Annotated in this window: 14 protein-coding genes; 9 read left to right on the top strand and 5 right to left on the bottom strand. The window is 65.6% G+C overall.

The features are described from left to right. The 3 genes from ACOJSI_RS12485 to ACOJSI_RS12475 all read left to right on the top strand — a co-directional run. The coding region (locus tag ACOJSI_RS12485) for a hypothetical protein (protein WP_420138613.1) at nt 1-922 on the top strand (922 nt) is incomplete at its 5' end. Further along, a complete protein-coding gene (locus ACOJSI_RS12480; protein WP_420138612.1) occupies nt 919-1,497 on the top strand; it encodes a hypothetical protein in 579 nt (192 codons plus the stop codon). The genes ACOJSI_RS12485 and ACOJSI_RS12480, both read left to right, overlap by 4 nt. 407 nt (nt 1,498-1,904) lie before the next feature. Further along, on the top strand, nt 1,905-2,408 hold the full coding sequence (locus ACOJSI_RS12475) for a hypothetical protein (RefSeq protein ID WP_420138611.1): 504 nt from the start codon (nt 1,905-1,907) through the stop codon (nt 2,406-2,408). Between the two features lie 364 nt (nt 2,409-2,772). On the opposite strand, the gene ACOJSI_RS12470 is transcribed toward ACOJSI_RS12475, so the two are convergent. Together ACOJSI_RS12470 and ACOJSI_RS12465 are read right to left on the bottom strand one after the other, a co-directional pair. Then, nucleotides 2,773-3,567, bottom strand: coding sequence for an SDR family NAD(P)-dependent oxidoreductase (locus tag ACOJSI_RS12470; RefSeq protein WP_420138610.1), 795 nt, complete (start codon nt 3,565-3,567; stop codon nt 2,773-2,775). Nucleotides 3,568-3,779: 212 nt separating this feature from the next. Then, complete coding sequence (locus ACOJSI_RS12465; protein ID WP_420138609.1) at nt 3,780-4,778, bottom strand: NAD-dependent epimerase/dehydratase family protein; 999 nt, start codon at nt 4,776-4,778, stop codon at nt 3,780-3,782. A gap of 103 nt (nt 4,779-4,881) precedes the next feature. Here ACOJSI_RS12465 and ACOJSI_RS12460 point away from each other — a divergent pair, with 103 nt between their 5' ends. The 6 genes from ACOJSI_RS12460 to ACOJSI_RS12435 all read left to right on the top strand — a co-directional run bounded on the left by ACOJSI_RS12460 (nt 4,882) and on the right by ACOJSI_RS12435 (nt 11,287). Continuing rightward, a complete protein-coding gene (locus ACOJSI_RS12460; protein WP_420138608.1) occupies nt 4,882-5,349 on the top strand; it encodes an OsmC family protein in 468 nt (155 codons plus the stop codon). Nucleotides 5,350-5,370: 21 nt separating this feature from the next. Beyond that, complete coding sequence (locus tag ACOJSI_RS12455) at nt 5,371-6,249, top strand: aldose 1-epimerase family protein (protein ID WP_420138607.1); 879 nt, start codon at nt 5,371-5,373, stop codon at nt 6,247-6,249. A gap of 66 nt (nt 6,250-6,315) precedes the next feature. Further along, a complete protein-coding gene (locus tag ACOJSI_RS12450; RefSeq protein WP_420138625.1) occupies nt 6,316-7,365 on the top strand; it encodes a type III polyketide synthase in 1,050 nt (349 codons plus the stop codon). Next, the gene (locus tag ACOJSI_RS12445) at nt 7,362-8,057 is read left to right on the top strand and encodes a methyltransferase domain-containing protein (protein WP_420138606.1); all 696 of its coding nucleotides are present in this window, start codon (nt 7,362-7,364) and stop codon (nt 8,055-8,057) included. The genes ACOJSI_RS12450 and ACOJSI_RS12445 overlap by 4 nt, the downstream gene beginning before the upstream one ends. After that, nucleotides 8,036-9,106 carry an NAD(P)/FAD-dependent oxidoreductase gene (locus ACOJSI_RS12440; RefSeq protein ID WP_420138605.1) on the top strand — a complete coding sequence of 357 codons (1,071 nt, stop codon included), beginning with the start codon at nt 8,036-8,038 and terminating at the stop codon, nt 9,104-9,106. The genes ACOJSI_RS12445 and ACOJSI_RS12440 overlap by 22 nt, the downstream gene beginning before the upstream one ends. A gap of 84 nt (nt 9,107-9,190) precedes the next feature. Beyond that, nucleotides 9,191-11,287: a transglycosylase domain-containing protein gene (locus ACOJSI_RS12435; RefSeq protein ID WP_420138604.1), complete on the top strand. Its 2,097-nt coding sequence runs from the start codon at nt 9,191-9,193 to the stop codon at nt 11,285-11,287. Nucleotides 11,288-11,408: 121 nt separating this feature from the next. Here the strand turns inward: ACOJSI_RS12435 and ACOJSI_RS12430 are convergent, their stop codons facing one another. The 3 genes from ACOJSI_RS12430 to ACOJSI_RS12420 are packed head-to-tail and all read right to left on the bottom strand — an operon-like array spanning nt 11,409 to nt 13,191. Continuing rightward, nucleotides 11,409-12,140, bottom strand: coding sequence for a M48 family metallopeptidase (locus tag ACOJSI_RS12430; RefSeq protein WP_420138603.1), 732 nt, complete (start codon nt 12,138-12,140; stop codon nt 11,409-11,411). 5 nt (nt 12,141-12,145) lie between these two features. Then, nucleotides 12,146-12,577 carry a YcgN family cysteine cluster protein gene (locus ACOJSI_RS12425; protein WP_420138602.1) on the bottom strand — a complete coding sequence of 144 codons (432 nt, stop codon included), beginning with the start codon at nt 12,575-12,577 and terminating at the stop codon, nt 12,146-12,148. After that, on the bottom strand, nt 12,574-13,191 hold the full coding sequence (locus ACOJSI_RS12420) for an SCO family protein (protein WP_420138601.1): 618 nt from the start codon (nt 13,189-13,191) through the stop codon (nt 12,574-12,576). The genes ACOJSI_RS12425 and ACOJSI_RS12420 overlap by 4 nt, the downstream gene beginning before the upstream one ends. Nucleotides 13,192-13,211 lie beyond the last annotated feature (20 nt).

Raw genomic sequence — 13,211 nt, 5'->3', positions numbered from 1 at the left:
CTTTGCCGAAGGCCATAGTCGATTTCTGGCGACATCCTGTCCCAGCAAAGGCGACCCTGAATCAAGCCCCTGCTCCATCCTGATCGTAAACTCGCTCAACGGGGATGTCACGCGCATCACGCCGCCCGCCGGGAAGTCGCTGGCATTCCCGGTGTGGGACAAAGGCAGGGTCATTGCCTCGCTCATTGCGCTGCAACCGAACGCAACGGGAAACCGCGCATCCGCGATAATATCGATCGACCCGGCAACTCCGACGAGTTTCAAAGTGCTTGCGAAGGCAGCGCAGGTCCTCTCCCGGCCGGAGCCCATCGACGGAAGGGTCTATGCGTGGCGGGGTAATTGCCGCCACCCCGGCGACGTATACTGCGCCTATGATCTTGCAGTCGTCGGACCAAGGGGCATCGTGGCGCAGGGACAACCCTATGGCTTTCACGAAGCCGGGCGGATCGTAACGGTTGATCCGCAGCCCATCGTCGCAGCGAACTTCCCCGACAGCGCACTCCCTACCGGCGCGGGCTTCCTAGATTGGAGCAATGGTTCAAGCACGTGGCGGCTAGTTCCCACCGAAAAGTTTGGAATGTCCAAGCTAGCCGAGGAATTCCCTGTGCTTGCTGCCGCACGAGGCGGAGACGGGCACGTGATAGTCTTTGGCAGCGGCCCGGAAGGGGACGGCGTCTATAGACTTAACGGCGCCACTAAAAAGATAATTGCAAAATTTCCCAAAGGCGACGCGCTAGACGGTTCCACGGGGCTCGAAATGGACGTCGCTCCGGACGACGGCAGCATCGTGCTGCTCATCCAAGGCGCACGATCGAGGATCTTTCGCTACGACATCGACCGGAAGACTTGGAACGAGATCCCAGTGCCGCGTTTCGGCAAAAGTGTGACGCTCATGCCATCCCCCCAAGGATCCGCCACGTGACCGAACCAAATTCCACCGAAGCGACAGGCGGCGACCCCCTCTTTTATTTTGGGCGATGGTGCGGACTTGGATGGTCCGCCGGGCGCTCCGGCGGCGCTCCACTCAATGCGGAAGAGCGGAGGAGTTCCGCGATCATCCTCAAGGGTTCCGATGGCATACGGCGGGAAAGCCCCGTTGACGCGGCATGCAAACTACATGATCTTCGTTACGAAAGCATAGCTGCGGAGCGCAATCCCGTCGTCGCAGCCAAGATGACGCTCGCCGCAGATCGCGAACTCTTTACGAGCGTTTCTCGCCTCATCGCCGAACAGGCGGCTGGGCACAACAACTTAAACCTGGGCGAGGTCCTGTACGCGAAAGATGTCAGGATCGCATTTGGCGTTAAGATAATCACTGATGTCGCGGAGGTGGCGGATCAACTGCGACGCCAGGCATTTACCTTAGCCAATCGGAATGCACGCGCGGCGCTCCGAAGCGCTACACCCTACGCAATATTAATATCGTCGCCAACGGCGACCATTCCGCTATTCGTGCGCCTATACCGCCCCGAAGACCTCCCCAATCATCGACACTGACCCTGTCTCTACAACGTGCCGAAGACAGAAGTTAAATCCGACATCATACAATAGTCGGCGCGATCCAATCTGGGTCGAATGGCGGCGTGGTTATTCAACTCGCCTGGCGGGCTAGTGAGGAAGCGAAGCATCGCGCCGTTCTCGTCCGCGTCGATAAGTGGCCATCGGGAAGAGTGCGAGCGTCTTTTCCAAGAAAAGCTTTCCCGCATCTTCGTCGGATTGTGCTTCGGGCAGCACGCTTTTCACGAAGCTGACGATGCCTTACGATTGCGGGGCTGACCCAGCCGTGGCTGACATCGCGTTCCGGAAAAGCTGCGTTGCGTCCACTGCGCCGTTTGCCGGCTGCGGTTGCAACGCTGTGCCTATCCAGCAGGGGATTGTCCGCGATTTTCTGCTAATGCGGACATATGCTCACGGCATCGGTCCTTCGGCGTCTGCTTATTGCTGCCGCCTTCCCGCTCCTGCTGACCGGCATTGCCGCGGCGCAGCCGCCGGGGATCGTCCGGCGCGTCGTCGTCGACGTCGTGGAAGATCCTTCGAGCTTCACTGAGCTGCGCGCCCGGATAGAGCAGCAATCGGGACGGGAGGATGCGCAGCTTGTCGTCGGAGCCATCGGGGCCGAACTGCCGCAGCCGCTGGACCAGGCCCGGTTCGTCACGGACGCAGGCTCCGTTACCGTGCCGCTTCAGCATGGTCGGGAGCGCTTTTACGGCTGCGCCCAACAAGGCTGTCCGGACCATGCGTTCGCATCGCTGCCGATCGACCCCGCGCTGCTCCAACAGTTGGTCGACGAAGGAGAACCGTGGCGCGTGCATCTGGAGAACGGGCATCAGACCGTCGCGGAACTCGTCATTCCCGTCTCCGCGATCGCGGAGTTTCTGGATAAGGTGGCCACGGCGCACCATCAATGATCGCTTACTCTGATCGGGAAAGCGCGTTTGCCAGGGCTGGTGAGGCGCATATCTAGGCCTGATGACGACCGCCCTCACTTTCCTTGCAGCGTCAGGCGCCGGATGGGCAGCCTTCGCGACCCTCTTGCCGGCACAATTCGGCAGGGATCGGCTCCGCCTGTTGAGGCGGAGCGGGACCCGCCCGGCGGCGGCACGCGGCGACGAGGCCCGCCGGCCTGCGCCCGCCTCAGCGCCGACCGAAAAGGTCGAGCTCCGTGGGTCCCGCAGCGTCGCTCGCCGCTCCGACATGGTCCGCATGCCGTTCGTCGGGCCACTGGGGCACGGAGCCTGAACCGTTCGGACCAGGCGTTGAACCCATAAGGGATCACGCGATCGTCGGCACGATCCCGCCCTCGGCCCGGATCGCCGCGCCGTTCGTGACCGCACCCAACGGGCTGGCGAGGAAGGCGACCATCGCTCCGATCTCGTCGGCTTCGATGAAGCGGCGGATGAGGGAGAGGGGGCGCATCTTTTCGAAGAACAGCTTTTCCGCCTCTTCGTCGGATTGCGCTTCGGGCAGGACGCTCTTCACGAAGCCGACAATGCCTTCCGATCGGGTCGGCCCGGGCATGACCGAATTGACGGTGACGCCGGTGCCCACCGTCTGCGTCGCGAGGCCGCGGGCGATGGCGAGCTGAGCGGTCTTGGTGGCGCCGTAGTGGATCATCTCCTCCGGCACGATCAGGCCGCTTTCGGACGCGATGAAGATGATGCGGCCCCAATTCTGCGCGAGCATGCGGGGGAAATAGTGGCGCGCGAGCCGGGCACCGGAGACGACGTTGACCTCGAATAGATGATGCCAGTCGGCATCGGTAATGTCGGTGAAGGGCTTGGCTTCGTAGATGCCGAGATTGTTGACGAGGATATCCGCATCCGGAACCGCGGCGATCAAGGTTTCGGCGCCCGGGGCGGTGGCGACATCGGCGAGGATGGCGCGCACGCTGCCGGCGCCGCTGGCCTTGGCCTGGATCTGGCGGGCGGCGGCATCCAGCTTGTCCTGGCTGCGGCCGGTGATCGTGACGGCGACGCCTTCGCCGGCGAGGCGTTCCGCAATGGCCAGGCCGATGCCGGCGGTGGACCCGGTGACGATGGCGGTTTTGCCGGCGAGTTGCAGATCCATGGGAAGCCTCCTGTTCGAGCGCGGGGTGAGGAGGCTTATCTGGGGACGGCGGGGCGTGAGGCAACCGGGAAATAAGATGTACCAATCCCTCGATACGCGTCCTCGATACGCCCTGCGGGCTACTCGGCCGCACCTCGGGACGAACGGTTAAGGTCGAGCGGTTTGGGCCGAAAGCTTAGGGTCGAACGACGTAAGCGGCCTGGCGCGCGTGCTCAGACGCCGTGATAGTCGCGGTACCAGCGGACGAAGGCGGGGACGCCGCGGTCGATGGGAGTGGTGGGGGCGTAGCCGAGATCGCGCTGGATCGCGGAGATGTCGGCAAAGGTTTCCGGCACGTCACCCGCCTGCATCGGCGCGAGTTCCGTGATGGCAGGCTTGCCGCACGCCTGTTCGATCAGGTGGACGACCTTGCCAAGATCCTCGGCGCGATTGTTGCCGATATTGTAGATGCGGTGGGGCGCGACGCTGCCGCCGGCCTTTTCCTGATGGTCGTCGGGCGGGGGAGTGTCGTGCGAGGCGATGATGCCGGCGACGATATCGTCGATATAGGTGAAGTCGCGCCGCATCCTGCCTTCGTTGAACAGACGAATCGGGCGGCCTTCCAGCACCGCTTGCGTGAAGATCCACATCGCCATATCGGGGCGGCCCCACGGCCCATAGACGGTGAAGAAGCGCAGCCCGGTCTGCGGCAGCCGGAAGAGATGGGCGTAGGTCTCGCTCATCAGCTCGTCCGCCTTCTTGGTCGCGGCGTAGAGCGAGAGCGGGTGATCGACGCGATCCTCGACCGCGAAGGGCAGCTTGCGGTTGCCGCCATAGACGGAGGAGGAGGAGGCATAGACCATGTGCCGGACCCCGCTGTGGCGCGCGAGTTCCAGCAGGTTGGCATGACCGACGATGTTGGCCCGGATATACGCTGCGGGATTTTCGATGCTGTAGCGCACGCCCGCCTGTGCGCCGAGGTGGATGATCGAGCCAGGGGCGCCGGTGGCGAAGAGCGCCCGCAGCGCAGCGTCGTCGGCGAAGTCGCAGTGGTGGAACCGGAAGGCGGCGCCATGGCCTCGCTCCAGCGCGGCGACGCGATCGCGCTTGAGATCGACCCTATAATAATCGTTGAGGTTATCGATCCCGATCACCTCTTCGCCGCGCGCGAGCAGATGCGCGGCGACGTGGAAGCCGATGAAGCCGGCGACACCGGTTACGAGAATGGCCATCGCCGCTTACCCCTTTGGCGGGCGTCCTAGCGCGTCCCTCCCCCCGACAACAAGGTTACGCTATTGGTCGCGCGATAGCCTAGGCAAGTGCGGGGAGGGGTTGGTGACGGAACATGCTTATGGCAGCGAGATCGCCTGGACCGGCAATCGCGGGGACGGGACACGCGGCTATCGCAGCTATGACCGCGCCTGGGAGATACGCACGCCCGGCAAGGCGGTGATCGCCTGTTCCAACGATCCGCTGCTGGGCGGCGATCCGGCCTTGCCCAATCCCGAAGATTTGCTGCTGTCGTCGCTAGCGGCCTGCCACATGCTCTGGTATTTGCATTATGCCAGCACGAGCGGGATCGTCGTCACCGCCTATCGCGACACGCCGGTCGGCATCGGCGAAACCGGCGCGGGGGGTGCGGGCCGGTTCCTGCGGGCGGTGCTGAAACCCCATATCGTGGTCGCACCGGGGACCGACCTAGGCGCGGCGGACGCGATTCACGAGCGCATTCACGACGTCTGTTTCATCGCACGGTCGGTCAATTTCCCGATCACGTACGAAGCCTCCTATGCGACAGGCTGACGCAGACGGTAAGGAGGCCGCATGACCGACACGATCCGCATCGCCACCGACGCGCTCAGCGCAGAGTTCAGCCTGTTGGGCGCCGAGATGCGCGCGCTGCGCGACGAGGCGGGGCGCGATCTGCTGTCCGACGGGCCGCCCGAGTTCTGGACGGGGCGCGCGCCGTTCCTGTTCCCGATCGTGGGGGCGGTGAACCAGGACGAGATCCATCTGGACGGGCAGGCTTACCCGATGGCGAAGCACGGCTTTGCCCGCAAAAGCCTATTCGAGCTGATCGATCATCAGCCCGCCAGCGCCACCTTTCGGCTGCTGCCTGATGACCAAATCGCCGCGGTTTATCCCTTCGCCTTCCAGCTCGACATCACCTTCCGGATCGAGGGCGAGGCGCTGGTGACGGCGGTGACGATCGGGAATGCGGGCGACGTGCCCTTGCCGGCAAGCTTCGGCTTCCATCCGGCGTTTCGCTGGCCGCTGCCGTGGGGCGGCAGCCGCGCGGACCATCGCCTGCTGTTCGCCGGGGCGGAACCGGCGCCGATCCGCCGGATCGACCCCGCCAGCGGGCTGCTGCTGCCCGATCCGCTGCCGACGCCAGTAGAAGGGGACATGCTGGTCGTGCGCGACGATCTGTTCGTGAACGACGCGGTGATCTTCGATAAGCTTCAGTCGCGGCAGGTGCGCTTCGGCGTGCCCGGCGAGCGCATGATCCAGGTCGAGTTTCCGGATCTGCCGCTGCTGGGCGTGTGGACCAAGCCGGGCGCGCCGTTCCTGTGCATCGAACCCTGGCAGGGGCTGGCAGACCCGATCGGGTTTGAGGGCGATTTCCGCACCAAGCCCTATGTTCTTGAAATCGCGCCGGGCACGCGCCACCAGCTGCATATGACGATCCGCCTGCTTCACTAAGCTGTCGTTCATCTGGAACGGCGCAGCGACGGATCACAAACCCGCTGGGACCGTTCTATGTCGGGAATGCTCCCCGTCACCGCCCATATCAATCGCATCGGCACCGCCGTGCCGCCGCATGATATTCACGACCTGTTCGTTCAGTGGGCGGGCGCCCGGATCGAGGATCCGCGCGCGGCACGGATTTTCCAGCGCATGGCGGATCGCGCCGGCATCCAGCATCGCTGGTCGGTCCTGCCTTCGCCTCCCGGCGGGTCGCAGATCGACGGCGGCTTTTACGATAGCGTGATGCCACCGACATCGGCGCGCATGGCGATCTATGCCGAGGAGGCGCCGCGGCTGGCGTTAGAGGCGATCGCGCAATTGGGGGCGCTGGGCGAGATCAGCCATATCGTGGTGGCGAGCTGCACCGGCTTCGTCGCCCCAGGCATCGACCAAATCCTCGCGCGCACGCTGGGCCTGCCGCCGTCGGTGGAACGGACGCTGGTGGGCTTCATGGGCTGTTATGCGGCGATCGCGGCCTTGCGGGTCGCCCATCATATCGTGCGATCCACGCCGGAGGCGCGCGTATTGGTGGTGATGGTGGAGCTCAGCACGCTTCATCTGCAGGGGGATACCGAGCTGGAGCCGCTACTGGCGATGCTGCAGTTCGGCGACGGCGCGGCCGCCGCGATCGTGACGGCGGAGCCGACCGGCTTCGCGATCGATCGCTTCTTCGCGCAGACCCTGCCCGAGAGCGCAGACCTGATCGGCTGGAAGATCGGTGACGAGGGCTTCATCATGCATCTGGCCGGCGAGGTGCCGAACCGGATCAGCGCTGCGCTGCACGACGATGCGACCCGGCTGGCCCTGATCGGCGAGGGACCGGTCGATTCCTGGGCGGTCCATGCCGGCGGCCGATCGGTGCTGGATGCGGTGGAACGATCGCTGAGCCTGCCGGCCGAAGCCCTGCGCGATTCGCGCAGCGTGCTGCTGGAGAAGGGCAATATGTCCTCCTCGACCATCATGTTCGTGTTGCAGCGAATGCTGGCGCGCAGCGAGACCGACAATGGTTTGGCGATCGCATTCGGGCCCGGGCTGGCCGCCGAGGGCTTCCACTTCCGGAGCGTTGCATGAGCCTGGCCGTGCGCTCGCGCGAGCCGGAGCAGATGGATGCGGACGACCTGCCGCCCGACGTGCTGGCGCAGGTGCTGGCCGATCTGGGGCAGGTCAACAGCCTGACATTGGCGCGGCGGCCCACCATCCGGTTCATCAAGCGCGCGCTGCGCGGTCGTCGAAGTTTCCGGCTGCTGGATGTCGGTTTCGGCGAAGGCGACATGTTGCGCGCGATCGCGCGCTGGGCGGATCGGCACGATATCAACGCGGAGCTGGTCGGCATCGACCTGAACGCCAATTCGGCACCGGCCGCAGCGGCCGCGACACCGCCCGACATGCCGATCACCTATCGTACCGGCGACTATGCCGACCTGGCCGGGCGCGGTTTCGATCTGATCATCTCCAGCCTGGTCGCGCACCACATGACCGACCCCCAGCTGATCGCCTTCCTGCGCTTCATGGAGGCGGAAGCGCAGGTAGGGTGGATGGTCAACGACATCCATCGCCACCGCCTGGCCTATATCGGCTACCCGATCCTGGCCCGGCTGATGCGGTGGCATCGCATCGTGCGGGAGGATGGGACGCTTTCGATCGCGCGCGGCCTGCGGCCTGCCGAATGGGCGCCCCTGCTGGCGGAGGCGGACATACCCAGCGGCGGCGCTCAAGTCGTGCGCCGCTTTCCCTTCCGGTTATGCGTCGAACGCCTCCGCTGATCGTCGGCGGCGGGCCGGCCGGCGCCGCCGCCGCCATCACGCTGGCGCGCGCCGGCGTCTGCGCTACGGTGCTGGAGCGGACCACAGAGGCACATGATCCCGTTTGCGGCGGCTTCCTCGGCTGGGATGCGATCGCAGCGCTCAAGCGCCTCGGCATCGACGCGCAAGCCCTTGGTGCGAAGCCGATCACGCACGTTCGCGTGATAGCGGGGAAGCGCCAAGCCGAGGCGCTTCTGCCGCATCCGGCGGCGGGCCTGTCGCGTCGCACACTGGACATGACGTTGCTGGCGGAAGCGGCCAAGCTTGGGGTCGACGTCCGCCGCGGCGTCACCGTTCGCCGCATGGAGGATGGGCAGATTCATCTGGCGGATGGTGCGGTGCTGCAGCCGGAAAGCCTGTTTCTCGCGACCGGGAAACATGAATTGCGCGGCGCTGCCCGCGGGTCCGGCAAGCGCGAACGCGTCGGCCTGCGGGCCACCGTCCCTGCGCAGCCCGATCTTGCCGGCTGGATCGAATTGCACTTGTTGGACGGCGGCTATGCCGGGTTGCTGGTGCAGGATGATGGCCAGGCCAATCTGTGCCTGTCGATCGCCAGCACGCGGCTTGCCGCCGCCGGCGGATCACCGGAGCGGCTGATCGCAATGCTCGCCACGGAAGCGCCGCACCTTGCCGCTAGGCTGTCGAGGACCGCCACCCATTGGTCGGCCATTGCCGCGGTGCCCTATGGCTGGCGTACGCGCGACACCGTAGCGGGCCGGTTCCGGGTCGGCGACCAAGCGGCCGTGATCGCCTCGCTGGCCGGCGACGGGATCGCCATCGCCCTGTCGAGCGGGATCGCCGCCGCGGACGCGTGGATCGACGGCGGGCCAGAGGCGGCACCCGCTTTCCAGCGCCGGTTTGCCCGTCGTGCCGCCTGGCCGATCGGTGCGGCCGAAACGCTGCGCCACGCGTCGGAACGCCCGGCCTTGGCGGCCCCTTTGCTGTCCCTGGTCGCGACCCTGCCCGGCAGTCTCGGCCTTGCGGCCCGCATCACGCGTATCGGTGTGTGACGGTTGCGCACGGCGAAGCGAAGGATCGCGCGGTGTAGTGGGCTTGTAGGACAGCATGATAGGCTTTAATCCGGCATCGCCTCCATGCCCGCCTCCAACAATTCCCCCGCGCGCCCACGCGCCCGCCGGACCGGCCGGATGATCCTTCGCGTCATCCTGTTCGGCTTCCTTGCCGCCATCGCTGCCGTGATCATCGCGGTGCTCGTGACGATGGCATCGCTGCCGTCGTTCAGCGATCTTACCCAGAAGCCGAATGGCCAGACAGTGCGCGTGCACGCGGCCGACGGCAGCCTGCTGGTGTCGCTGGGGCCGAGTTATGGCGACTGGCTGACCTATGACCGGATACCGCCGGTCATGCGCGACGCCATCGTCGCGGTGGAGGATCGCCGCTTCTACAGCCATCCCGGCGTCGATCCGGTCGGCGTCGCGCGCATGGTGTGGGTGGCCAAGCGCCTGCATGACAATGGCCGCCGCCTGCAGGGCGCATCGACCATCACGCAGCAGCTGGCGCGCAACATCTTCCTGACCAACGCCTATAATGCCGGGCGCAAGGTACGCGAGGCGATCCTGGCGCTGGCGATGGAGCGCAAGTTCACCAAGCAGCAGATCCTGGAGCTCTATCTCAACCGCGTCTATTTCGGCGGCGGCGCCTATGGCGTGGATGCGGCGAGCCGAAAATTCTTCGGTCACCCCGGCGACCATATGACGCTGGAAGAAGCCGCGGTGATCGCCGGGCTGGTCAAGGCGCCATCCCATTATTCGCCGTCCGCGGACGCCCAGGCCGCACGTGACCGCGCCAAGGTTGTCCTGGACGTGATGGTGGATGCCGGCGCCATCAGCCCGGCCAAGGCGGCGAGCGCGCATCTGGAGCGGGTGGTGTTCGCGCCCGAACCCAAACAGAATAGCGTCCGCTATTTCACCGATTGGGCACTGGCGCAGCTGGATACTTTGGTCGACGAGCAGAATGTGCCGCTCGACGTCTGGACGACGCTGGACCTGCGCATGCAGCGCGCCGCCGATGCCGCCATTCGCCAGAACACGCCCGCCGGCCTGCAGGGGGCGCTGGTGTCGATGGAGAATGACGGCGCCGTGCGGGCGATGGTCGGCGGCACGGATTATGTGTCGTCCATCTATAATCGCGCGACCCAGGCGCAGCGGCAGCCGGGTTCGGCCTTCAAATTGTTCGTCTATCTCGCGGCGCTGGAATCCGGAGTGAAGCCCGGCGATCCGGTGGTCGATCAGCCGATCAACATAGATGGCTGGAGCCCGCGCAACAGCTCGCGTCGCTATCTTGGCCAGATCGACGTGCGCAACGCCTTTGCCTTGTCGATCAATACCGTTGCCGCCCAGCTCGGCCAGAAGGTCGGCTTCGACACGGTGGCCGACATGGCGCATCGTTTCGGCATCAGCAGCAAGATCAACACCCATCCCTCGATGGTGCTGGGCACGTCCGACGTCCGCCTGATCGATATGACGCGTGCCTTCGCATCGGTGTCCGCCAATGGCGTCGCCGTGACGCCCTATGGGATCACCAAGGTCAGCACATCCGATGGCAATGTGCTGTATCAGCATAATGCCGAGCAGCCGCGCGTGCTGGTGGCGCCGTTCGTCGCCGCCGAGATGACCGATCTGCTGCAGACGGCGGTCAATACCGGGACAGCGCGCGCCGCCCAGATCGGCCGGCCAGTGGCGGGCAAGACCGGTACGACATCCTCCAACAAGGATGGCTGGTTCCTGGGCTTCTCGTCCGGCTTGACCACGGGCGTGTGGATGGGCCGCGACGATGCCAAGCCGATCCCTGGTCTTCAGGGCGGGCGCAGCCCGGCACGGGCCTTTTCCGCCTATATGAAGGAGGCGCTGCAGACGCGGCCGGCGCAGGAGTTCCAGACCGAAGTGACGCTGCCCGAATGGCAGCTGGAGCCGGACGAGGAGGCCTATTTCGGCGATCCGGACCAGCCGGTCGGCGGCGATCCGGCGCTTACGCCTGGGGATGGCCAGGACAATCCGGCTGCGCCGAACGACGGCGGAGTGCCTGATCAGGATCCGGCGCCTGAACCCGCAGCACCCCCGCGTCGCCCGGCGGCGGCGGACCGGCCGCCGGCGAGCGCGGCCAAGCCACCGCAGATCGACCAGCGTTGGCTGGACAATGTCTTGAAGGATCAGCCGCGCCAGCCCAAGTGACGGGCGGCTGCGCGAGTCTCCATTGGCTAGCTTGCGGTAGCTTTGGTAAGCGCCGTTCGTCTCAAGGAGCGATCGAGTTTATTCGGGCGCACCTCGGCACGAACGGATAGGTCATTCCGCTCTAACCGAAGCGGTGCATCTCGGCGCCATGCGCTTTCAGCCAGGCATTTTCGGCCCGCGGCGCATGCCCCAGCAAGCGGGCCACTTCGGCGTGGAAATCGGGTCCATGATGCATATGGAGACGGTGTGCGACTTCGTGCGCGACGATCGCATGACGGACGGCAACCGGCATCAGGATCAGCCGCCAGCTATAGGCAATGTCGCCGCTGGACGAGCAGCTGCCCCAGCGGGTGCGGGCATCGCCGACCCGGATGCGAGCGACGGTAACACCCGCCCGCGCCGCGACCGCGCGCGTCTCGCTTTCCAGACGCTGCAACGCCTGCGCGCGCAGCCAACGCAGGACCCGCGCGGCGACCATGTCTTCCGGGCCGCCCACGATCAGACGATCCTGCTCGTGCCGCACGGTCCGCGGTCGATCGGCCTGCCAGTCTACGGTCAACAATCCGCCTTCGAACGGGATTTGGCTGTCCGGCCCGAGCGGCACCGTGACCGGCAAATTCGCCAGCGCCTGCTCGATCCAGGCGCGTTTGCTTTCGGCCCAGGCAAGCGCCGGCTTCAGGGCCGCGCGTTTGGGGAGGGTCAGGCGGACGGCACCATCGCGCGGATCGACCGCCAGCCGCATGCGCTTGGCCTGGGCGGAACGGCGGATGGTGAGAGGCCGGGTGTGGCCTCCGCCGGAAAAGCGCAGATCCGCTTCCGTCTTGACGTCAGGCGACGGCCGCAGCCGGAACATGGCGGCTAAAGCTCGCGCTCGACGATGTGCAGTTCCAGCTCGCCGGCGTCGACCTCGGATATGGTCCAGCCGCGCGTCGACATGCCGGCGGCGTGCACGGTCTCGCGACTGCCGCTGATGAGATGATGCCAGTCGAACAAGGGCTTGCCCTCGAACACGAGCCGATAGGCGCAGGTGGACGGCAACCATTCCAGATCGTGCAGCTTAGCCGCGCTCAATTGTACGCAGTCGGGCACGAACCGCTTCCGATTGGGGTAATCGCGGCAGGATCCGTTGCGCCGATCCAGCAAGCGGCAGGCAACGTTGGTGGGGTAGACGCGGCCCGTCTCTTCATCCTCCAGCTTGTGGAGGCAGCATTTGCCGCAGCCATCGCACAGCGACTCCCATTCGTCGCGGCTCATCTGCGGCAAGGTCTTTTCTTCCCAGAAGCGGTTCATATGACCCACTTCTTCAGATCCGCCACGACGGCGTCGGCATCGGCATCGATCGGCAGGAGGGCGATCGGCTTGCCGTCCGGCCCGAACAGGATGGCGGTGCGCTGATGATCCATCAGATAGCCGGTACTGCCCGCGGCGGCGGGCTGCTTACGATAGGTGGTGGCATATTGCTTGGCGACGGCTGCAATCTGCGCGTCGGTGCCGGTAAGGCCGATCAGGCGCGGGTAAAAGGCCGTCACGAACTGCTTGAGCGCGGCCGGGGTATCGCGCGCAGGATCGACGGTGATGAAGACCGGCTGGATTTTGGCGGATGTGGCAGGATCGGAAGCGTCGAGCTGGCGCATGGCCTTGCCAAGCACCTGCATGTCCGTCGGGCAGGCGTCGGGACAGAAGGTGTAGCCGAAATAGATAATGCTGTAGCGCCCGGCGAGCGCCTTGCTGGAATAAGACTTGCCGTCCTGATCGATCAGGGTGAAGGGGCCGCCAATGCGCGCGCCAGCCAGCGGCGCCGGTTCCACCGGCGCTTTATGGCAGGCGGCGAGCGGCATCATCGCAGCCATGCAGGCCGCAAGTGGAAGCACCGAATATCGCTTGTTCATGGTGCGCTTAGCCATGCTTTGCTATCAGCCTGCTG

The organism is Sphingomonas sp. (assembly GCF_048595155.1).
Taxonomy (GTDB): domain Bacteria; phylum Pseudomonadota; class Alphaproteobacteria; order Sphingomonadales; family Sphingomonadaceae; genus Sphingomonas_I.
Note: the sequence above shows the minus strand (reverse complement) of the source record. Positions and strands in the feature narration are given on the sequence as shown.